Annotated in this window: 17 protein-coding genes, 1 tRNA gene and 2 pseudogenes; 18 read left to right on the top strand and 2 right to left on the bottom strand. The window is 47.7% G+C overall.

The window, feature by feature from the left end; genetic code table 11:
* The first annotated feature begins 24 nt into the window (after window positions 1-24).
* The 11 genes from nadD to TOCE_RS03880 all read left to right on the top strand — a co-directional run bounded on the left by nadD (window position 25) and on the right by TOCE_RS03880 (window position 12,251).
* Window positions 25-639, top strand: a complete 615-nt coding sequence (gene nadD / locus TOCE_RS03830) for a nicotinate-nucleotide adenylyltransferase (RefSeq protein WP_013275579.1) — start codon at window positions 25-27, stop codon at window positions 637-639.
* 6 nt (window positions 640-645) lie between these two features.
* On the top strand, window positions 646-1,233 hold the full coding sequence (gene yqeK / locus TOCE_RS03835) for a bis(5'-nucleosyl)-tetraphosphatase (symmetrical) YqeK (protein WP_013275580.1): 588 nt from the start codon (window positions 646-648) through the stop codon (window positions 1,231-1,233).
* Window positions 1,230-2,408 carry an LCP family protein gene (locus TOCE_RS03840; protein ID WP_013275581.1) on the top strand — a complete coding sequence of 393 codons (1,179 nt, stop codon included), beginning with the start codon at window positions 1,230-1,232 and terminating at the stop codon, window positions 2,406-2,408. The genes yqeK and TOCE_RS03840 overlap by 4 nt, the downstream gene beginning before the upstream one ends.
* Window positions 2,409-2,422: 14 nt before the next feature.
* Entirely contained in the window at window positions 2,423-2,800 is a 378-nt protein-coding gene (gene rsfS / locus TOCE_RS03845) for a ribosome silencing factor (RefSeq protein WP_013275582.1), read from the top strand.
* Window positions 2,801-3,037: 237 nt separating this feature from the next.
* On the top strand, window positions 3,038-5,491 hold the full coding sequence (leuS, locus tag TOCE_RS03850; protein ID WP_013275583.1) for a leucine--tRNA ligase: 2,454 nt from the start codon (window positions 3,038-3,040) through the stop codon (window positions 5,489-5,491).
* Between the two features lie 124 nt (window positions 5,492-5,615).
* The gene (locus TOCE_RS03855) at window positions 5,616-6,251 is read left to right on the top strand and encodes a helix-hairpin-helix domain-containing protein (protein ID WP_013275584.1); all 636 of its coding nucleotides are present in this window, start codon (window positions 5,616-5,618) and stop codon (window positions 6,249-6,251) included.
* A 19-nt stretch (window positions 6,252-6,270) separates the two neighbouring features.
* The gene (gene selA / locus TOCE_RS03860; RefSeq protein WP_013275585.1) at window positions 6,271-7,677 is read left to right on the top strand and encodes an L-seryl-tRNA(Sec) selenium transferase; all 1,407 of its coding nucleotides are present in this window, start codon (window positions 6,271-6,273) and stop codon (window positions 7,675-7,677) included.
* Window positions 7,674-9,593, top strand: a complete 1,920-nt coding sequence (gene selB, locus TOCE_RS03865) for a selenocysteine-specific translation elongation factor (protein WP_013275586.1) — start codon at window positions 7,674-7,676, stop codon at window positions 9,591-9,593. The genes selA and selB overlap by 4 nt, the downstream gene beginning before the upstream one ends.
* An 87-nt stretch (window positions 9,594-9,680) precedes the next feature.
* Window positions 9,681-9,775, top strand: a tRNA-Sec gene (locus TOCE_RS03870).
* A 76-nt stretch (window positions 9,776-9,851) separates the two neighbouring features.
* Complete coding sequence (locus TOCE_RS03875; protein WP_013275587.1) at window positions 9,852-11,207, top strand: MATE family efflux transporter; 1,356 nt, start codon at window positions 9,852-9,854, stop codon at window positions 11,205-11,207.
* A 240-nt stretch (window positions 11,208-11,447) separates the two neighbouring features.
* Entirely contained in the window at window positions 11,448-12,251 is an 804-nt protein-coding gene (locus TOCE_RS03880) for a formate/nitrite transporter family protein (RefSeq protein ID WP_013275588.1), read from the top strand.
* 170 nt (window positions 12,252-12,421) lie between these two features.
* Here the strand turns inward: TOCE_RS03880 and TOCE_RS03885 are convergent.
* Window positions 12,422-12,908, bottom strand: a pseudogene (locus TOCE_RS03885) (IS30 family transposase); the annotation flags it as partial.
* Between the two features lie 100 nt (window positions 12,909-13,008).
* On the opposite strand from TOCE_RS03885, the gene TOCE_RS03890 reads away from it, so the two are divergent.
* Window positions 13,009-13,968, top strand: a complete 960-nt coding sequence (locus TOCE_RS03890; protein ID WP_013275589.1) for a resuscitation-promoting factor — start codon at window positions 13,009-13,011, stop codon at window positions 13,966-13,968.
* 36 nt (window positions 13,969-14,004) lie between these two features.
* Here the strand turns inward: TOCE_RS03890 and TOCE_RS03895 are convergent, their stop codons facing one another.
* The gene (locus tag TOCE_RS03895; RefSeq protein ID WP_013275590.1) at window positions 14,005-15,237 is read right to left on the bottom strand and encodes a D-alanyl-D-alanine carboxypeptidase family protein; all 1,233 of its coding nucleotides are present in this window, start codon (window positions 15,235-15,237) and stop codon (window positions 14,005-14,007) included.
* A 141-nt stretch (window positions 15,238-15,378) separates the two neighbouring features.
* Here TOCE_RS03895 and TOCE_RS03900 point away from each other — a divergent pair, with 141 nt between their 5' ends.
* The 6 genes and pseudogenes from TOCE_RS03900 (at window position 15,379) to TOCE_RS03930 (ending at window position 22,053) form a co-directional block, all read left to right on the top strand.
* Complete coding sequence (locus TOCE_RS03900; RefSeq protein ID WP_013275591.1) at window positions 15,379-15,795, top strand: hypothetical protein; 417 nt, start codon at window positions 15,379-15,381, stop codon at window positions 15,793-15,795.
* Window positions 15,792-16,733 carry a YetF domain-containing protein gene (locus TOCE_RS03905; RefSeq protein WP_013275592.1) on the top strand — a complete coding sequence of 314 codons (942 nt, stop codon included), beginning with the start codon at window positions 15,792-15,794 and terminating at the stop codon, window positions 16,731-16,733. Before TOCE_RS03900 ends, TOCE_RS03905 begins: the two co-directional genes overlap by 4 nt.
* A gap of 156 nt (window positions 16,734-16,889) precedes the next feature.
* Window positions 16,890-18,417, top strand: a pseudogene (locus TOCE_RS03910) (IS1182 family transposase).
* Window positions 18,418-18,526: 109 nt separating this feature from the next.
* Window positions 18,527-18,742 (top strand): 4Fe-4S dicluster domain-containing protein, encoded by a 216-nt coding sequence (locus TOCE_RS03915; protein WP_041423851.1) that lies wholly within the window; start codon window positions 18,527-18,529, stop codon window positions 18,740-18,742.
* Entirely contained in the window at window positions 18,735-20,786 is a 2,052-nt protein-coding gene (locus tag TOCE_RS03925) for a formate dehydrogenase H subunit alpha, selenocysteine-containing (RefSeq protein ID WP_013275593.1), read from the top strand. Before TOCE_RS03915 ends, TOCE_RS03925 begins: the two co-directional genes overlap by 8 nt.
* Window positions 20,773-22,053, top strand: a complete 1,281-nt coding sequence (locus TOCE_RS03930) for a [FeFe] hydrogenase, group A (RefSeq protein ID WP_013275594.1) — start codon at window positions 20,773-20,775, stop codon at window positions 22,051-22,053. The genes TOCE_RS03925 and TOCE_RS03930 overlap by 14 nt, the downstream gene beginning before the upstream one ends.
* Window positions 22,054-22,063 lie beyond the last annotated feature (10 nt).

A 22,063-nucleotide genomic window follows, 5' to 3' on the forward strand; every position in this document is an offset into this window, starting at 1 on the left:
ATTAAAGGGTGGAGGGGAGATCTATTGGAGAAGCCGAATAGGGTGGGGATAATGGGGGGGACTTTCGATCCTATTCATTTCGGCCACCTGGTAACGGCGGAGGAGGCCAGGATTAACTTTAAGCTGGACAAGGTCGTCTTCGTCCCTGCGGGAAATCCTCCCCACAAAAAGAATTATAAAGTCAGCGACGCAGAGCACAGGTATCTTATGACAGCTCTTGCAATAAACAGCAACCCTTATTTTGAAGTTTCGAGGATTGAAATAGAAAGATCGGGCTACACCTATACGGTGGACACCCTGCGCCAGTTTGTCGACATTTACGGCCGGGACACCTCCTTGTTTTTTATTACGGGTGCTGATGCGGTGCTGGACATCCTGACATGGAAGGATGTAAAGGACGTGCTCAGCTACTGTAACTTTATCGCCGCTACAAGGCCCGGGTATCCGGTAAACCGGCTTAAAGAGAAACTGGCGGAAATTAAGGAGCTTTACGGCACGCATGTTTATCTTCTCGAAGTGACGGCAATGGCCATATCGTCGACGGAAATAAGAAGGCGCATTAAGGAAGGTATTTCTATAAAATACCTCATTCCCGAGAATGTTGAAGCGTATATTATAAAAAACGGCCTTTACAGGTGATTATGCGTGATTTCTAAAAAATTAATACTAGAAGATTTGAAAAAAAACCTGACGGAAAAGAGGTTTCTTCATTCCCTCGGTGTGATGGAGACGGCGGTTGCCCTCGCGAGAAGGTACGGGGTTGATGAGCAAAAAGCTGAGCTTGCCGGCCTGATCCACGACTGCGCCAAGGACATCCCGGCAGACCGGCAGTTGAATTTGGCCATTGAGTTTGGTATACTTTTAGATGAAATTTCCAGGGTAGAGACAGCGCTGATCCACGGTCCGCTTGGGGCAGTGCTGGCGAGAAAAAAATACAGCGTGGAAGATCCGGAAATACTTAGGGCGGTAAGCATTCATACCACGGGAGATATAAAGATGAGCGCGCTGGACAAGGTGATTTTTCTGGCGGATTATATAGAACCGGGCAGGGATTTTCCCGGCGTTGAAAAACTGCGAAAAGTATCCTTTGAGGATCTGGATGAGGCTGTGATAATGGCTTTTGATTCGACCATCAGGTACGTGCTGGATAATAGAGGGTTACTGCATCCGAGGACGGTCGACGCGAGAAATTATCTTCTCATGCAGAGAGGAAAAAGGGGAGAAGGTCGATGAGAAGAGTAATTAAATATGCGCTTATTGCCATGCTTTTCGTTGCATTGGCTTTTGGAAGCGGTTTTTATTTAACCCTCCTCAGACTGAATAGAGGCAGCGAAAATACATTGCCAGATAATTCTAAAACTGATGAGTATCCGGGCGAGCGGATGAACATACTGTTGCTGGGGCTGGATGCAGGTACAATAGGTGCCGATGAGGAGCACAACCGCTACAGGTCCGACACGATGATGGTCTTCAGCGTAGACCCCAAGGAAAAAAAGGTTAACGTACTTTCAATTCCCCGAGACACCAGGGTTAGGATTTCGGGAGTAGGTTTCCAGAAAATCAACGCCGCCATGGCTTACGGAGGGCCGGAGCTTGCCGTCAGAACCGTAGAGGACTTTCTCGGTATTCCCATACACCATTATGTAACTGTTAATTACAGTGGATTTCGCAAGATAGTCGACGCCATGGGCGGCATCGAGATAAACATAGAAAAGAGGCTGAAATACGACGACAACGCCGGCGGGCTTCATATAGACTTGCAGCCGGGCCTTCAGGTGCTGGACGGCGAAAAGGCGGAGCAGTTTGTCAGATTCCGCCACTATCCGGAGGGTGACCTGGGTAGGATGAAGGCCCAGCAAAAGTTTATAGAAGCGGCACTCAAGACCCTCCTGAAGCCTTCTACGCTGCTGAGGCTCCCGCAGATAGCGCAGGCCGTCCAGGAAAGTGTTAAGACCGATATAGAACCGATGCAGATGATGAAACTGGCCAATTTGGCCAGGCAGATACAGCAAGACAACGTAAAGATGTACATCCTTCCGGGTGAGGGCCGGTATATAGGCGGGATCAGCTATTTCATTCCCTATGAGTCCGAGATGGCCGAAGTCGTAAAAGAAGTGTTTTACGGCGAAAACGCAAATGTAAAGGTGGCGGTGCTGAACGGCAGCGGTTATGCGGGCATCGCTCGAAAGGTGGCTGAGCAGCTGGAGGCGATGGGATTTACCGTAGTCAGGGTGGCCAACGCTGACAGCTTCGATTACGATACCACTACAATTATATACCCGAGGGAAAAGCGCGAAGATGCCGAAAAAATCGCAAAAGTTTTCGCAAACGCCCAGATGAAGGAAGAAGAATCCCCGGAAGAAAATCTAACCACAATAATTGTGGGTAAAGATGCTCAAAGTGATTAATGGAGGGGAAATGGATGATAAAAAACCCCAAGGATGTGGCTTTACTTACAGCAAAAATTCTTTCCGACAAAAAGGCTGAAGACATAGTTGTACTCGATATAAGTTCCATTTCGGTTATCGCCGATTACTTTGTAGTAGCAACGGGAAGATCTTCAATTCACGTCAAGGCTCTGGCCGACGAAGTGGAAGAAAAGCTCTCTGAAAAAGGATTCAAAATAATGGGCAAAGAAGGTTACGAGGAAGCCAGGTGGATTTTGCTCGACTTCGCCGATGTGGTCGTGCACATTTTCGATGAAGAGGCAAGGGAGTATTACGACCTTGAAAGGCTCTGGGCCGATGCCGTAAAGGTGGATATTGACAGTGATATGGATTTTGCGTATAATAAACAATAAATTAATAGAGGGCATCAAGGAGTAGTAGGGGAGGTAGTCCTTTCAGAGACCGGAGGCTTGGTGGGAATCCGGAGGACGAAACCTCGAACTCGCCTTGGTAACCTTGCCGGCAGGCGTTAAAATGCGAAGAGCGGGCATTCTGCCAATTAGGGTGGTACCGCGAGAAAGAGGCTTCTCGTCCCTAAATCGACGAGAGGCCTTTTATTTTTATAATTTTAACGAAAGGAGGCATTGGGCATGAGTCATTACGATTTTAAGACTGTAGAACTCAAATGGCAGAAAAGGTGGGAAGAACAGAAGCTCTATAAGGTCAACGAAGACGACAAAAAGCCCAAATACTATTGCCTGGAAATGTTCCCCTATCCTTCCGGTAAACTCCACATGGGCCACGTAAGGAACTATTCCATAGGCGATGTGGTGGCCCGGTTCAAGAGGATGAAGGGGTACAACGTGCTTCATCCAATGGGCTGGGATGCTTTCGGCCTTCCTGCGGAAAATGCGGCCATAAAGCACGGTGTTCACCCGGCCAGGTGGACCTGGGACAATATAGCCAACATGAGGAAACAGCTCAAACAGCTCGGTCTAAGTTACGACTGGGACAGGGAAATCGCCACGTGCCATCCCGGTTATTACAAGTGGACCCAGTGGTTTTTCTTAAAGCTGTACGAGATGGGGCTGGCGTACCGCAAAAAATCCTTCGTTAACTGGTGCCCGTCCTGCGCTACGGTTCTTGCCAACGAGCAGGTGGTCGATGGGCGCTGCGAGCGCTGCGGTGCCGAAGTGGGCAAAAAAAATCTGGAGCAGTGGTTCTTTAAAATAACCGAATATGCCGATCAGCTCCTGGAGGACCTTAAAAAGCTGCCGGGCTGGCCCGAGAAGGTAAAGGTGATGCAGGAAAACTGGATAGGGCGCAGCGAAGGGGTAGAAGTTTATTTTACTGCGGAAAAGACCGGAGAGAAAATCCCGGTGTTTACAACGAGGCCGGATACGATTTTTGGGGTGACCTATTTAGTTCTGGCCCCGGAACATCCCATGGTCGACAAACTCGCTTCCGGTACGCCTTATGAGAATGAAGTCCGGGAATTTCAGAAAAAAATGGAGAAACTGAACGAAATAACGCGCACTTCGACGGAAACGGAAAAAGAAGGCGTATTTATCGGGGCCTATGCCGTAAACCCCGTGACCAATGAGAGGATCCCCGTATGGATTGCAAATTACGTGCTCCCGGATTACGGTACCGGCGCCGTGATGGGAGTCCCGGCCCATGATCAGAGGGATTTCGAGTTCGCAAGAAAATACGGTCTGCCGTTGAAGGTGGTAATAAACCCGCTGGGAGAGTCGCTTTGCCCCGAAAATATGACTCAGGCTTATGTGGACGAGGGTATCCTCGTGAATTCAGGTATGTTTGACGGCATGAAAAACACAGATGCCATTCAAGCCATAGGCAGGTATATGGAGGAGAAGGGAATAGGAAAAATCAGGGTAAATTATAAGCTCAGGGACTGGCTCATATCGAGACAGCGCTACTGGGGCGCCCCTATTCCCATTGTTTACTGTGACAAATGCGGCATAGTGCCGGTGCCTGAAGACCAGCTGCCGGTTATGCTGCCCGACGACGTGGAATTCAACCCGAAGGGCACTTCTCCGCTGCTTGAGTGCGAGGAATTTTTGAACACCACCTGTCCGAAGTGCGGCGGGCCCGCCCGGCGCGAGACAGACACCATGGACACCTTCATGTGCTCATCCTGGTATTACTACAGGTACACCGACCCGAGAAACGAAGAGAAACCTTTCGACAGGGAAAAGCTGGAATACTGGATGCCCGTTGATCAGTATATAGGCGGCGTGGAGCACGCCATACTCCACCTGATGTATTCGCGGTTCTTTAACAAGGTCATGAGGGATGCAGGGCTTGTTTATGTAGATGAGCCCTTCGCAAACCTGCTTACCCAGGGCATGGTGCTGAAGGACGGCGCCAAGATGTCCAAATCCAAAGGCAACATAGTCAGTCCGGAAGAGATCATCGAGAAGTACGGAGCCGATACGGCTAGGCTCTTCATCCTGTTCGCCTCACCGCCGGAAAAAGACCTGGAGTGGAGCGACCAGGGAGTTGAGGGATGCCACAGGTTCCTCCAGAGGGTGTGGAGGCTTGTGGAGGAACTGGGGCCCAGGGTGAAAGACCCCGTCGCCGACGAAAGGCTCGACAGGGAAGTAAGGCGTCTTGTGCATAAAACTATTAAAAAAGTGACCGAGGACATCGAAGAGAGATTCAACTTCAATACTGCAATAAGCGCTATTATGGAGATGGTAAACGCCCTCAATTCCCGCAAAGAGGAATCGATTTCCGGGCCTGTGATAAAGGAAGCTCTGGAAAACCTGCTTGTGATGCTGGCTCCCTTTGCTCCCCACATTACCGAAGAGCTCTGGGAGCGGCTGGGCAATAAGCAAAGCATTCACCTGATGCCATGGCCTGAGGTTGATGAAGAAGCTATGGCGGAAGAAGTGGTAGAAGTGGTCATACAGGTGAACGGCAAGGTTAGAGGGAAACTAATGCTGCCGGCCGGTGTAACCGAAGAGGAAATGAAAGAGGCCGCTTTAAGCCATGATAGGGTTTTACCGCTACTTGAGGGAAAAAACGTGGTTAAAGTGGTAACGGTGCCCAAAAAGCTCGTAAATATAGTTGTAAAATAAACGGTCCCCGCGACCGTTTATTTTTTCTGGAATTTAATATAAAATAAATGTGGATCGAAAAGTTATTGGGGCCGGCCAACTTGCCTAAATAGGCCCCGGACCCCATCGCGGGGAGATGAATTGTATGCCTGAATTTACAAAAAGAGAAAAGATACTCCTTATGCTCTTAGCAGCGGTGAGTGTTTTTGCCGCCGTGTCCGCCTACTGGGCTTTTTTTGCGAAAAGTCCCGATGTAGCCTTCAGGCTTGAGAACGGGCCGGCCGTGACGGTTTTCCAGCCTGCCGGGGATACGCTGCAGGACCCGGCTCAGCCCGCGAAAATCGTCGTTCACGTGGCGGGAGCTGTGAAAAGGCCCGGAGTTTACGAGCTCGACGAAGGCCGGAGGGTGATCGATGCCATAGAAGCCGCCGGCGGATGTCTTTCCGAAGCTGACCTGGCGAGTCTCAATCTGGCCAGGAAGCTGCGCGATGAAGACAAGCTTTACGTTCCCCGGATCGGAGAGTTTCCCGTTACAGGTTCTGCCGGTTCGGCCGGGGCGAATGGCGGCGCAAGTTCCGCAGCGGATGGGAGGATAAATATAAACACAGCAGGGCTTGAAGAACTGGACAAACTGCCGGGAATCGGTCCTGCTTTAGCCCAGAGAATCATCGATTACAGAAACCAGCACGGACCTTTTAAATCCGTCGAGGAGCTTAAAAACGTCTCGGGGATAGGTGAAAAGAAATTTGAGGAACTGAAAGATCTCGTAAAGGTAAATTAGTTTTAAGGAGGTTTGATTTTTGGAAAAAAATCAGGTTTTAAGAAAACTGCCCAAAGTCGGCGATCTCCTGGATGAAACTCCAATCAAAGATTTGATGGAAAAGTACGGCAAGTGGGCCGTGGTAAATGCCGTAAGGCGAAGTATAGATGAAATCAGGCGCTCGCTGGAAGAGTCCCTGGAAAGGGGCTTTGTCGATGTTGTAGAGGAAGAAGGCATGAAAAAAATAGCGGTAGAGCGGGCGCTCAGGCTCGTCGACGAGTACCGGTCCTATAACCTTAAAAAGGTTATCAACGCCACCGGGGTAGTGCTGCATACAAATCTAGGTAGAGCACCGCTTCCGGAAGAGGCCCTGAAAAATATACTGGATGTGGCTTCGGGTTACTCCAATCTTGAATACGACCTGATGGAAGGTTCCAGGGGTGAGCGCTACGCCCACATAAGAGAACTTTTATGCGAAATAACCGGTGCTGAAGACACCATGGTTGTCAACAACAACGCCGGAGCGGTTTTACTTACGCTCTCTGCTTTGGCCGCAGGCAGGGAAGTGATAATCTCTAGAGGCCAGCTGGTGGAGATAGGGGGCAGTTTCAGGGTACCTGACGTAATGGCCCAGAGCGGTGCGAGGCTGGTGGAGGTGGGCACCACCAATAAAACTCATGTTGAGGACTACGAGAGGGCCATCAACGAAAACACCGCCCTTCTTTTGAAGGTCCACACCAGCAACTTCAGGTTTGTGGGATTCTGGTCTGAAGTGGCAATCGAACAGCTAAAAGCACTGGGGTTAAAATACGGTATACCAGTTATGGAAGATCTGGGTAGCGGAGTCCTGGTAGATGTAAGAAAATTTGGGCTTCCCCCGGAGCCTACAGTGCAGGAATCGATTCGGGCAGGGGCGGATATTGTTACTTTCAGCGGGGACAAACTGCTGGGCGGTCCCCAGGCAGGTATAATAGTGGGAAGGAAGGAGCTTCTCGAAAGGATCAAGCGACACCCTCTCACCCGGGCCCTACGCATAGACAAGCTTACCCTGAGCGCCCTGGAAGCGGTGCTGAAGCTTTATAGAAGCGAAAGTCTTGACCGGATTCCGGTGATAAAAATGCTTTCGAAGTCTCAGGAAGATATGGAAAAGGATGCACGGCAGCTTGCAGCGGAGCTCCAAAAGGTGGTCCGGGAGCGCGGAACGGTGGAAATTATAGACGATGTATCCCAGGTGGGTGGAGGATCGCTGCCGGGAGCGGAACTTCCAACTAAAGCCGTAGCCCTGAGCCTTCGGGAAACGGGACCGGAAGAGCTGGCCGAAAGGTTGAGAAAGGCCCGGATTCCCGTAATAGGGAGGATAAAGAAGGATAGATTCCTGCTTGACGTGAGGACAATGTCGGAAGAAGACCTGAAGACAGCTGTAGAGATGGTGGGGAGCGTGTTATGAGCAACGTAATCGTAGGTACCGCAGGTCATATAGACCACGGGAAAACCACTCTAATAAAGGCCATGACCGGCGTAAATACCGACCGGCTGAAAGAGGAACAGGAACGGGGTATCACCATCGACCTCGGTTTTGCCCATCTTTTACTCCCAAGCGGCCGCAGAGTCGGTATAGTCGATGTGCCCGGGCACGAGAAATTTGTAAAAAATATGCTGGCGGGGGCCGGCGGTATAGATCTGGTACTGCTGGTGGTAGCCGCCGATGAGGGCATAATGCCCCAAACGAGGGAGCATCTGAACATCCTCCAATTACTTAACGTAAAAAGGGGTATCGTAGTCATAACCAAAAAAGACCTGGTAGACGAAGAATGGTTGGAGATGGTAAAGGAAGATATCGGCGAAGAGCTAAAGGGTACCTTTCTGGAAAAATCGCCCATCATACCCGTATCATCCGTTACCGGGGAGGGAATAAAGGAACTGGTTGAAATGATAGACCGCATGACGGAAGAAACCTTTGAGAGGGATCTGGACTCACCGTTTCGCCTCCCCATCGACAGGGTGTTTTCCCTCCCGGGTATAGGCACCGTGGTCACCGGTAGCCTTCTCTGCGGTTTGGTAAGCGTTGGGGAAAATGTAGAAATCTTCCCCAAAGGCTTGATGTGCAAGGTGAGGTCCATCCAAATCCACGGTGAAAGCAGGCAGACGGCCATGGCGGGTCAGAGAACGGCGATAAACCTCAGCGATGTAAAGCCCGAAGATATATCAAGGGGGGACGTGGTCTCCCGGGTAGAGGCCATGCTGCCTGTGAGCAGGGCTCTTGGCTCGTTCAGGCTCCTGAAGGATGCGCCGAGGCCTCTCAAAAACCGGGATAGGATCAGGTTTCATGCCGGTACGGGAGAAGTAATGGCAAGGGTAACTCTCATCGATGTGGATGAACTCGCGCCGGGGGAGGAGGCCTTTGTGAGCATAGATTTCGAAGAACCCGTGGCCGTTTCGTATAAAGACTATTACGTGGTGAGAAGCTATTCACCCATAACCACCATAGGCGGCGGACAAATTCTCTTCGTAAACCCTGGTAGATTCAAGCGCAGCATGAGGGATAGGGTGGTGGATGCTCTTCGAAGGGCAAAAGAAGGGGATCTGGGCGAGTTTATCCTCGGATTTGTGTCGGTTTTCGGCCGGGCGCATATTCCCCTAAGGAGTCTTGTTCCGTATACTTCAAGGAGCCTTGACAGGATCAGGGTCGCTGCCGAAAACCTTTCTGCTAAAGGAGAAGCTCTGGTGCTCCGGGTCGGGCCGGAAGACGAGGTGTTTGACAAAAGGTTTTACGAGGATAAGAGTGCCGAAGTAAGGGATATACTTGAAAACTACCACAGGAAATTCCCGCTGAGCGAAGGAATGGCAAAGGAGGAATTGCGGAGCCGGCTCAACTTGGACGGTAAAGTTTTTGAAGCCATGCTGGAAAGATGGGTGGCCGGAGGGCTGCTGGAAAGCAGAGGCAAAACCGTTAACCTGAAAGGGTTTACCGTAAAGGTGAGCGAAAAGCAGCGGGAGACTATTGAAAAGTTGCTCCGGGAGTTCAGGGAAAAAGGATGGACTCCTCCAACCCTCAATGAGCTGATGGCATCCTTTTCGGAGGAAGCCAAAGACGTGAAAGAAGTATTAAACTGGCTGGTTTCCAGAGGAGATATAATAAAAATTAACGAGGAAATATATATGGCCAGGGAGTGGGTTGAGAAAGCCCGGCACCTTCTGCAGGAGTTTTTCGCAAAAAACAGCGAGCTCACGGTGGCCCAGTTCAGGGATATGCTGGGGACCACCCGCAAGTACGCGTTGCCCCTCTTGGAATATATGGACGGGATAAAGGTTACAAGGCGCTTAAAGGAAACCAGGGCCGCCGGTATTAAGTTATATGAATAAAAAAGATGCTCAACCATGCGGATTGTCGATTATCTGACGATCACTGTTGAAAAAAGTAATATTTTCTGCTATCATAATCTTATGTACGGGAGTAGATAGGCCCTGGTGGGCCTTCTGGTCTTCAAAACCAGCATCGGGGGCAAAACCTCCGAGGTGGGTTCGATTCCCACATACTCCCGCCAGTTAGAGAAAATCCAGGGCTTTCAGGGTTTTACCTGAAAGCTATTTTTATACTTCAAATAGTTTTCGGGGGAGTTTATGAAACAGGCATCCCAAGCTGGAAATCGTTACTTATTGCGCAAACGGATTATGAGCCTTGCATGGCCCGCCATACTGGAAATGATATCGGGCACGATCGTCTGGACTGTCGATACTGCCATGGTCGGGCGTTTGAGCGCCGGAGCCCTGAGTGCGGTAGGTTTGGGAGCACAGCTGGCCTTTACCGTAACTTTCGTTTTCGGCGCCCTGGGGGTAGGAACTTCAGCTATGGTGGCAAGGTCCGTGGGTGCCGGTGAAAACAAGCGGGCGGATTACATAGCCGGGCAGGCTTTGCTGATATCCTTGGTTCTGGGCGCAATACTGGGGTTACTATATAATCTGGGGGCGGTTCCCATTTTCCGTGCCCTCACTAGGGATCCGGTGGTAGCTTCCCTCGGCGCCGATTATTTAAAAATTGTGGCTGTGGGGGTGGCGTTCATGGTGCCGACCCTTGTTATGAATTCGGCCCTCAGGGGAGCGGGAAACACCACCATTCCGATGATTTCGGCCGCGACGGGCAATATACTCAACATTATAGGGGATTATGCCCTGATATTCGGAAATCTGGGGTTCCCGAGGCTTGAAGTCAAGGGGGCGGCCATAGCCACGACCTTTGCCCAGATCGTCGCAGCGGCTGTCACATTCGGTTATGTAAGCTCGGGATTCGGCCCTATAAAACTCGATTTTAGAAAACTTTCCCGTATCGATTTGAAACTGATGGGCCGCATTGTCTCCTTGAGCCTACCGGCTTCCATGGAAGAACTTTCCTATAGCGCTAGCAGGTTGATTTCTGCTATATGGATCAACCGCCTTGGTACCACCGCTTTTGCTGCCCATCAGGTGGCGGTGAGTGCTGAATCCATGTCCTTCATGCCGGGGTACGGTTTTTCCGTGGCGGCCTCCACGATGGTGGGGCAGAACCTCGGGGCGAGGGATGAGAAAACGGCGGAATTGGCTGCCTGGGAAGCCGCCAGGCTCTCCGTTTTCCTCATGAGCACTGTCGGAGCGGTGTTCTTTCTAATACCGGGGCAAATCACTGGCCTTTTCACCAATATACCTGAGGTTGGAGATCTTGCGGCCCGATGTTTGAGGATAGGCGCCTTTGAGCAAGCCACCATAGCGGTGGCGATGACTTTTGGTGGAGTACTGAGAGGGGCTGGGGATACGAAGGGCCCGTTTACAGTTACCTTTGTAACTTTATGGCTGGTAAGGCTTCCTCTGATTTTTACCGTCGTGTTTATATTGAGGGCCGGACTTGAATACGTATGGGTAGCAACGGTTATACAGTATTTTGTGGAGGCCCTTTTAATGGCGCACAAGTTTAAAAAGGGCTACTGGAAAAAAATAGAGCTGTGATTTCCCGCCTAAACCTACAGAGTCTAAGCGATTGTTTTAGATATCAATTGATGTTCCTTCCAATAGGAGTGCACCTTAAAATGCTTCTACAAAGAAGTACTTTTACTTTGTACCTCCTATTGGAAGGAATTTTTTTACCAAAAAGTATTGTAAAAATTGACAAACTACAGAAAGTATAGTATAGTACAAAATAAAATGCGTATTTATGGTATTATATAACACAATAGAAAGGGGTTTGCGGTGGAGAAAAGATTTTTATCACCACAAGAGACTATCGATCTAACCATATCCAATGGAGTTAAAAAAGCAGCATTATCTTTTGAACAGATGTTGTTTTTGGGTATTTTGGCGGGAGTTTATATAGGATTTGGGGGATTTGCCAGTATTATCATTATGCAGACTATGAAGAACATTGATGCAGGGTTAATGAAATTTGTTGGAGCAATGGTATTTCCCGTAGGACTAATGCTTGTTATGGTTTGCGGCGCGGAACTTTTTACGGGCAACAACTTGATGGTGTTTGCAGTGCTGAGGAGGAAAATCACGGTAAATGCTCTCTTTAGAAATTGGGCTACCGTGTATCTTGCGAATTTTTTAGGGTCGGTAATTCTTGCGTTTTTAGTTTATAAAAGCGGCCTGCTGCAAGGAAATGTGTTATATTTAACTTTTTCAATTGCACAAAATAAAATTTTTCAAGATCTTATAGCACCTTTTATAAGAGGTATTCTATGCAATATATTGGTGGTTTTAGCAGTGTTCATGGCAACGGCGTCTCTGGATATAACTTCGAAGATATTCTCGTGTTGGTTTCCTATAATGCTCTTTGTGCTGTCGGGTTACGAACACAGCGTAGCCAATATGTTTTTCCTATCTTTAGCTAAATTCGGTGGAATGGATATAAACTGGGCGCAGATTTTCTTAAACAATCTTATTCCCGTTACTTTGGGGAATATCGTCGGCGGAGCTATTATCATACCTTTTATGTATTTCCATGCTTACTTTGCTGAGGAGAAAAAGGATTATAAAATAAGATTAAATGGATAAATGAGATGATCTAGCAGCTGAGAAGCCTGCTGGATAGTATTGTAAAATGCAATGCACATTAAAATTTCTACAACAAGTTCTTTGTAACTTGTTGTAGAAATTTTTTTCGTAAAATGCAATATTAAATGCGACACATTTTTTGGAAACCCGAATGATGTTGGGTTTTTCAATCATGAATGCTGAAGTTCGTAAGTTAGTCGCTCTATTTCCCGGAAAAAGAGTTCTGCTGGTTGCCGGTAGCCCAGGATTTTTCGGGGTAGGGTATTACACCAATTCTGCACCCGTTCAATTTGTGAAAACGATAATTCCGTGGACATTCAAATTAGCAAACTCGCTACCGTTATCCGCAGTAATGCTTTTAAACACTCGGGAAAAGATAGAGCCATACTGAGTTTTTAGGCGTTTTAACGCTTCATCCACTGCCTCATCAGTTTTGTTTGCCAATGGGAGAAGCAGATGATAGCGAGTTTTTCTTTCCGTTAGGGTCAGCAGAACATTATCACTAGAGCGTTTTCCAAGGACAGTATCGATTTCCCAGTGGCCGAATTCCTCGCGCTTTTCGATGCTGTCAGGCCGCTCGCTAATGCTCTTGCCGTAAAGACGCTTGTGATTTCGAGAATTTTTTATTGTCGCATTTAATTTTACAATTAACCCCAAAAATTTATATCGCAATTTCGGAAATTGTATGTGGCTTGACACATATTATATAATATAAAAAGGGGTTTTTTTAAAATTACGTTCTAAAGGAGGAGTTTTATTGCTAAAAAGATCTCCATGGGCTATAATGATCCTGGTTGTCGCTGCAGGAATTGCGGCAGCCCTGTGGGGATACTATAACAGGGAAAAAAGTGTAAGTATTATAGATGGCGGGAAAAAAATCGAAGTTAAGACCTTCAGCACTACAGTAAAAGATCTTTTAGATGAAAAGAATATATCCGTTTCAGCCCAGGACGTGGTAACGCCGGATATTTCGTCAAAGCTTAGTGACGGCAGTATAATATACATAAAACGGGCCTTTGAGGTAAAAGTAATCGCCGACGGCAGAGAAGTCACCGTGAAGACACAGCCGGATACAGTGGAGAACATAGTAAAAAAAGCCGGTATAAAACTTAAAGAAAAAGACAAAATCCAACCTTCCAGGACTGCATACATAGAAAGGCCCGCGGATATAAAGGTTATCAGGATCGAAGAAAAAGTCGTAGAAGAAATCAAGAAAATTCCCTTTAAAACGGTTACAAGGGTGGACTATAACCTTCCCCTGGGGCAAAAAAAGCTGGTCCAGAAAGGTGAAGAGGGACAGGAAAAACTCATAACCAGGATTAGGTTGGAAGACGGAAAGGTTGTCGAAAAGACCACCGAGAGTGTGGTAGTGAAACCTGCCAAACCGGAGATTGTGTTAAAAGGAGGACTGACGGTCGCTTCCCGCGGCGGGGTTAAATTCGCCTACACGAAAAAACTGAGAATGCTAGCTACGGCCTACACGCATACCGGCAGCCCTACTGCGCTGGGTACGAAACCGCGAGTCGGCGTAGTTGCCGTCGATCCGAAAGTTATACCTCTTGGAACAGAGCTCTACATCGACGACTACGGTTTTGCCCGGGCGGAAGACACCGGCGGATCCATAAAGGGAGATAAAATCGACCTCTTCTTTGATACCGAAGCTGCAGCCCGACGGTTCGGAAGGCGCTGGGTGACCGTGTATATTTTAAAGAAATAGTAATAAAGACCGCATTTTGGTGCGGTCTTTTTTTTGCTACCACCTTTTTCTCCTTTGTTTATAATAGTAAAGATAATTGGCTCTCTGTTTGTGTCTTTTATATCTTTTTATCCCCACGGAGATCCTGAAGGGAACATAAGTCAGCATTATTAAAGCCGAGGTCCAGAACCACCACCTGGTGTAAATTTTGCGGGGAACATCGGTGGCGGCGACAAGAGCTACACTTCCGATTTTCGAGCCGCCTTGGTAAAAATCTAGGTTCCCCAGCACCTGCCCCTTTACAACAGGCGCCTTTACGCCGGGATATATATTTTTCTTTACATCTATGGGACCGCTTCCTTTTTCTACAACCGCAGTAAAGTCCGACGCGGCTAACAGGTCCACTGGAGTGCCGTATTTTACGTCGATCTTATCGATGATCTGACCTTTATTTATCACATCTTTCTTTTCGAAGTTGTCAAACCCGTAGTCCAGCAGTGCTTGAGCGTCGCTGTAAATATTTCTGCCCTGGGATTTAAGTACTACTGCAAGAAGCTGCCACCCGTTTCTGGTTGCCGATGCGACGAAAGTCTGCCCGGCTGAACGGGTATACCCGGTTTTTACCCCGTCGGTTCCCTCATACCTCCACAGCATTTTATTGTGATTTATCAGGAGCCTGTCCCATTCCTTGCCCTGCCAAGGTATTTTGAAGGTTTTGGTGGATACTATTTTCCTGAATTCGGGGTGATTCAGCAGGGCGTATCGAGATATGAGAGCCAGGTCGTAGGCCGTCGTGTAATGGTTTTTGTCGGGGAGACCGCTGGGGTTTACAAAATTGGTGTTCTTGGCCCCTATTTCTCTCGCCTTCTCGTTCATTAGCTTTGCAAATTCGGGGACGCTGCCGGCTATATGCTCGGCTATGGCTACTGCAGCGTCGTTGCCGGAGTTCAACATCATGCCGTAGAGCATCTGCTCCAGTGTGAGTTTTTCTCCTTCCTCCAGATAAATTCGAGTTCCATCGGCCAGAGTCGGCTCCCTGCCGGTGACAACCGTGTCTGAAAGCTTACCTTTTTCAAGAGCGATAACTGTGGTCATTATTTTGGTGGTACTGGCGGGTTCAAGCTTTAGGTGGGCGTTTTTCTCATAGAGCACCTTGCCGGTTTTGACGTCCATGAGAATCCCGGCAGTGCCAACAATAGAAGGCGGGGAAGGTGCTGCGGTGACTTTACTGGTTGAAGCTATTAATAGGATCAGGATAAGAATCAGTTTACAGCATATTAACCGTTTCATCATACACCTCTTGGTCCCGAGAATATAAACCTTTTTTTAGTATAGCAAAAATAGTCGAAAAAGCAAAGTCCATGTCCTGAATAAAAACCGTTAAAATCCTGAAAAATAAAAGAGATAGGAAATCGAGTCGGAGGGCGCGTTATGGGAAGAACGTGTGTCAAAACCGCAGGCGATATCATGAACTTGCAAGCCCAAATGGAAGCGTTGTTGAACGAGTTGAAAGCTCTTGAAACGGACCTCGACGAAACCCTGCAGCAGCTTTTGGTCAAATCGTCCGGTCATATCGAGCTGAGCAAAAAACTGGGCGAAATGGAATTGATAGCGGAATTTCTCAAGGAATACGGCAGGGGTGAGGATGCGGTAAGGGTAAAAAATCTAATACGGGCTTTAAGGCAGAGGGTTTACGAGAGCATAGGGCTTGTGGTCTTCCAGGTCCAAAAGAGCACCTTGAAGGCAGTGGAAGCCCTAAATGATGCCGGAAACGGGCTTTTGATGATCGGCAAATTCGGCGCTTTCCTTAAAAATCTACAAGAATTGGAAAGGACGATTCAGGAATGAATGCCCTGCTGAAGGAATTTATGCTTCTTGCTTACCGATCGGTGATACTTTTTACCACCAGCCTCGTGCTCGTCAGAATAATGGGTAAAAGAACCATAGCGCAGCTTTCTCCTTTTGATCTCATTCTCATAATCATAATGGGTTCCGCTATTGCTATACCGCTAGAGGATTTTCAGATTCCTTTGAGTTTCGGCATCATACCTGTAATCGTGATATCCGTACTGAATTATCTTTTGGCAATACTTATAATGAAAAACAGGAAATTAGAAAACTTACTCCAGGGCACGTCCACCGTACTTGTCAAGGACGGAGAAGTCATAGTACAAAATCTTAAAAAAGAGCGCATAACCATCGCCGACCTATTGATTCTGTTGAGGGAAAAAAATGTGACCGACATAAATGAAGTTCAAGAGGCCACCATCGAGCCCAACGGCAAGCTGAGCATATTGAAGAAAAAGGACAGGGAGCCCGTTACCCCAAAAGATCTGGGACTAGAGCCGTCCCAGGGTATTTTCCCCACGGTGGTGGTCCATCAGGGCCAAGTTGAACAAAACAACCTCGATACCCTCGGTGTGGGTATAGACCGTCTGCTGGTGGAATTGAAGAAAAAGGGGATCAATCGCCTGTCGGAGATTAAGGCGGCCTGGGTCGACGAAGAGGGCAAGCTCGAAATCGACAGGTTCGATCAAGGTCAGAGCAGAAGGGCAAAAAAGCACGACGGGTTTTACAGCAAATTGGGCGTCAGCACCGATGAAGTAAAAAGGGAGTTCGGCATTGACCCCTACTTATTTCTCGACGCTGTTTCTCTGGGGTTAAAGGATGAAGAAATATCAGAGCTTCTCGGTTACGAGCTCGAAAAGGTAAAAGCGCTGAGGGAGCGCCTGGGAAACGTGGGCAGCGAAATCGGCCTTTATTACAAAAAAGACCTGCCCGTATAGTTGTTTTTGATGTTTAATTACGGCATGAAGTACTGCTTCATGCTCAGACTGTCGACAAAGTAACTGTCGACAGTCTTTTTTTGCAAAAGGTAGTACAAAAATCATCAGCTTTTTAGTAAAATTAAAGAAGATACAAAAATATTGTGGGGCGATGAAATGTTAACGAAGAAAAATAGAGAAATAATAAAGCAAGTAGAATTAGTAAGCATCGATAGCCTGGTGCCTCAAGACCATCTCCTTAGAGCTGTAGAAGAAAGCATCGACTTTAGTTTCATATATGAAGAAGTAAAAGACCTATATAGCGAAAATACAGGAAGACCTAGTATTGACCCGGTAGTGTTAATTAAGCTACTCATGCTCCAAGCATTGTATGGAATCCGCTCCATGCGCCAAACCATCAGAGAAGTAGAAGTCAATGTAGCTTACCGTTGGTTTTTAGGCTATGGATTACAAGAAAAAATACCTCACTTTTCAACTTTTGGAAAAAACTATGAACGGCGGTTTAAGGAAAGTGATCTATTTGAAAAGATATTCGAGCGGGTGTTGATGGAAGCAATAGAATGCGGGTTTGTTAAAACAGATGCAGTATTTATCGATGCTACTCACATAAAAGCCAGTGCCAATAAGAATAAATATATCGAGAAAGTCGCTAAGCAACGGACTCAAAAATATAAGGAAGAACTTTTAAAAGAAATCAACGCCGAACGGGAAGCAAACGGTAAAAAGCCCTTTGAAGAAGAAGATGATGATGACGATAACAACAAAGGAGAAAATAGCTCTAAAAAAGTCAGGGTAAGCACCACAGATCCTGAAAGTGGGATGTTTCAAAAAGGGGAAAAAGAGCGCTGCTTTGCCTACACAGCTTCTGTAGCCTGTGACCGGAACAACTTTGTCCTTGGTGTCAAAATAGCACCTGGAAATGTTCATGACAGCCAGGTATTCTCCGATTTATTTCAAGAAGTAAACGATAAATTTTCTAAAATAGAGGCGGTAGTGGTTGATGCAGGCTACAAAACCCCCGGGATATGCAGAGAAATCATTGAGGCAGGAGCGCTTCCCGTTATGCCCTACAAGAGGCCGATGACCAAAGATGGCTACTTTAAAAAACGCGAATACGTCTATGACGAATATTATGATTGTTACATATGCCCCAACAACCAAATATTAGAATACAGCACCACCAACCGGGCGGGATACCGGGAATATAGGAGCAACCCCCAAATATGCTGTAAATGTCCCATGCGCCTACAGTGCACCAAAAGTAAAAATTACACAAAAATCATAACTCGGCATATATGGGAGCATTACATAGAAATAGCGGAAGATATAAGACACACCCAATGGGGTAAAGAACTATACAAAATGCGCGGCCAGACCATCGAGCGGGTATTTGCCGATGCGAAGGAAAAGCATGGCATGCGCTATACAAATCTACGAGGCTTGAGGAAAGTTGGACATTACCTCACGCTTCTTTTCGCATGCATGAATTTAAAAAAGCTGGCTTTATGGAAGAAAAGACGGGGAACGTTTCCGCCAACAGTCCCCGCTTTACATTCGTTTTTCTTAAAAATTTTCTTCGCCTTCAACAAAAAGCCGCTTTTAGGTTATGCATCCTAAAAGCGGCTTTGTCTACAAGCTGGGCATGAAGTACTGCTTCATGCTTTTTTTATTTTTCTTAACCTAAAAATTCTGAAATATTATCACTTTTCAATTAACGATGTATTGACAAAAAATATAACAAAGGGATAAAATTGTGAATGTAATAAACAAACTTAAAACGGGGGGTCGGGTTATTGTTTGTAATAGACAAGACCGAATGTATCGGCTGCGGTACGTGTTACAAGCTGTGCCCCTTCGATGCCATAGGGGAAAAGGAGGGCGGAGAAAAGCAGGTATATGAGATCAACGATGAGATGTGCATGGAATGTTCGCTGTGCTATAAAGCCTGCCCGCTTAGAGCGATAAATTGGGAAGAAGGTGTTTTAAAAGGCGGTGGTGCTATTGTTTAAATATGTTAAAACAGTTTGCCCTTACTGCGGATGCGGTTGCGGGATAAACCTTCACGTGAAAAACGGCAAGATTGTCCGGACATCTCCGGCGGTCAAAGACTCAATAAACAAGGGGACGCTTTGCATTAAGGGAATGCTGGCCCATGAATTCGTGCATTCCCCTGAAAGGCTGAAAACTCCGCTTATCAAAGAAAACGGTGATTTCAGAGAAGCGACCTGGGATGAAGCCCTGGACATTGTCGCCAATAGATTCCGCAAGATAAAGGAAGAAAGCGGCGGTAACGCTATTGGCGTTTTAAGCTCGGCAAGAGCCACATGTGAAGAAAATTATCTGATGTCAAAATTTGCGAGAGCCGTTCTGGCTACCAACAACATAGACCACTGTGCCCGCCTCTGACACGCCCCCACTGTGGCCGGTCTGGCCAAGACAATGGGTGCTGGAGCGATGACAAACTCGATAGAAGAGATAACAGAAACCCAGGTTTTATTTGTGATAGGCTCGAATACTACGGAACAGCATCCGTTAATAGGTTCCCGCATAATTGAAGCCGTAAAGAACGGAGCAAAGTTAATAGTGGCAGATCCAAGGAGGACGTACCTTGCCGAGAGGGCCTATGTTCACCTTTGCCTTTCGCCCGGTACCGATACGGTTCTAATAAATGCCATGATGAATGTGATAATAGAAGACGGGCTTTTTGATGAAAATTTCATTGAAAAACGAACCGAAGGCTTTGAAGAGCTGAAACAGGATGTCCTGCAGTGGACGCCCGAAAGGGCAGAAAAGGTAACGGGTGTAAAGGCGGAAGATATACGGCGGGCTGCTCGCATTTACGCCGGGGCGGAAAGGGCTATGATTCTCTACTGCATGGGAATAACACAGCATAACTGCAGCACCGACAACGTAATCGCCCTGTCAAATCTGGTGTTGCTCACGGGCAATGTGGGAAGGCGCGGGACGGGTCTTTGCCCCTTGAGGGGCCAGAATAATGTCCAGGGAGCCTGCGATATGGGTGCGCTCCCCGATGTCCTCACCGGTTACCAGAAAGTGACAGACCCGAAGGTCCGCGAAAAATTTTCGAGAGCCTGGGGTGTTGAAATTCCGGATACTCCGGGATTGACTGTGCCTGAAATGTTTAAAGCCGCAGAAGAAGGAATAATCAAGGCTATGTATATAATAGGCGAAAACCCTGCAGTGAGTGAATCCAATCTCTCTCATGCAGAAAAAGCGCTTGCAGGCCTTGAATTCCTGGTGGTTCAGGACATATTCTTAACGGAAACTGCAAAATTTGCCGATGTGGTGCTCCCGGCCTGTTCCTTCGCAGAAAAGGATGGGACTTTCACAACGACCGATCGCAGGGTCCAGAGACTGCGGAAGGCCATTGAACCCTTGGGAAATTCCAAACCGGACTGGCAGATCATAGTAGAGCTCGCTGCACGCATGGGTTATAACATGAATTACAAACATCCTTCCGAAATAATGGATGAAATCGCAAGCCTGACCCCATCTTACGGAGGAATATCCTATGACAGGTTGGAGGGCCCGGGCATTCAGGTACCATGTCCTGATAAGAATCATCCGGGGACACCTTACCTTCATAAGGACTCCTTTGCAAGAGGAAAGGGAAAATTCATCCCGGTAAAGTACACGCCCCCTGCTGAAAAGACCGATGAAGAATATCCGCTCGTGCTTACAACCGGGCGAGTGCTTTATCACTATCATACGGGCACTATGACGAGAAAAATCGATTTCCTCAACCAAAAATGTCCCGGGCCTTTTGTTGAGATAAATCCTGTGGATGCGCAAAAGTTTGGGATTTCCAACGGCGATATGGTTTATATAAAGTCAAGAAGAGGAAGGATAAAAGCCCCCGCCAGGGTTACTGAAAAAATAAAACAGGGTGTCGTATTTGTACCCTTCCACTTCGCTGAAGCTGCTGCCAATTATTTGACTATCGATGTACTGGATCCCGAAGCCAAGACGCCTCAATTAAAGGCTTGTGCTGTGAATATCTCCGCCGGGGGTGAAAAACATGGCGATAATTGAAATAAATCAGGAACTTTGCAAGGGATGTACGTTATGTTCACAGGTTTGCAGCGTGGAGGCCTGTTCCGGCGAACCTTTAATACCGCATGGGATTGACGAACGCCGCTGCGTTAACTGCGGTCAGTGTGTAGTAACCTGCCCCGCCGGCGCAGCAAGAGATCGGTCAGATCTGGAAAGGGTTAAAGAGGCCCTTGAGGATGACAGTATAATTAAAGTCGTCCAGAGCGCTCCCGCTATGAGAGTAACCCTGGGTGAAGAGTTCGGCATGGAACCCGGTACGATAGTTCCGGGCCGGATGGCTTCAGCCTTCAGGAAGATGGGTTTTGACAGGGTGTACGATACGTGCTTTGCTGCAGACCTCACCGTTATGGAAGAGGGGCATGAATTTCTGGAACGAATGGAAAAGGGCGGACCATTTCCAATGTTTACGTCATGTTGCCCGGCATGGGTATTCTTTATGGAAAAAAACTATCCCGATCTTGTGCATCACCTCTCTTCCTGCAAATCGCCCCAGCAGATGTTTGGAGCCGTGGTAAAGGCTTATATGGCGGAAAAAGAGGGTATAGATCCGGCGAGGATCTTTATGCTTTCGGCTATGCCGTGTACTGCCAAAAAATTCGAGGCTGCAAGGTCCGAGATGAATTCGTCCGGGGCAAGAGACGTGGATGCGGTATTGACTACGAGAGAGCTGGCGCAATTGATCAAAGACAGGCAGTTGGAGCTAGCTGACTTGCCGGAGGAGGATTTTGACATTCCCTTTGGAGAGTACACCGGTGCCGGAGCGCTGTTTGGAACCAGTGGAGGCGTGATGGAAGCAGCCCTGAGGACCGTGGCAAAGAAACTCACCGGCAAACCCTTGAAAAGCATTGCCTTTGAGCCGTTAAGGAAAGGCGGAGCGTTCAGAGAAGCCGTTATAGATATCGGGAATAAGAAGGTAAAAATCGCGGTGGTCCACGGCCTTAAGAACATAATACCGGTCCTGGAAGAGATCAGAAAAGGAAATTCGGATTATCATTTTATAGAAGTGATGACATGTCCGGACGGTTGTATCGGCGGAGGAGGCCAGCCGCGAATTCCAAAAAGGTCTTTGAGGCAAAAAACGGTGAGAAAAAGAAAGGAGGCATTATACTTCTACGAACTGGGCCTGCCCAAAATAGAGGCCGGAGATAACCCCTCCATTAAGGCTTTATATGCGGAATTTTTGGGCAGACCCCTTTCCGAGAAGTCGCATGAGCTCCTGCATGTGGTACATTCTGGTAAAGGTTAATTCCGGAAGG

Origin of the sequence: Thermosediminibacter oceani DSM 16646 (genome assembly GCF_000144645.1) — a bacterium.
Lineage (GTDB): Bacteria > Bacillota > Thermosediminibacteria > Thermosediminibacterales > Thermosediminibacteraceae > Thermosediminibacter > Thermosediminibacter oceani.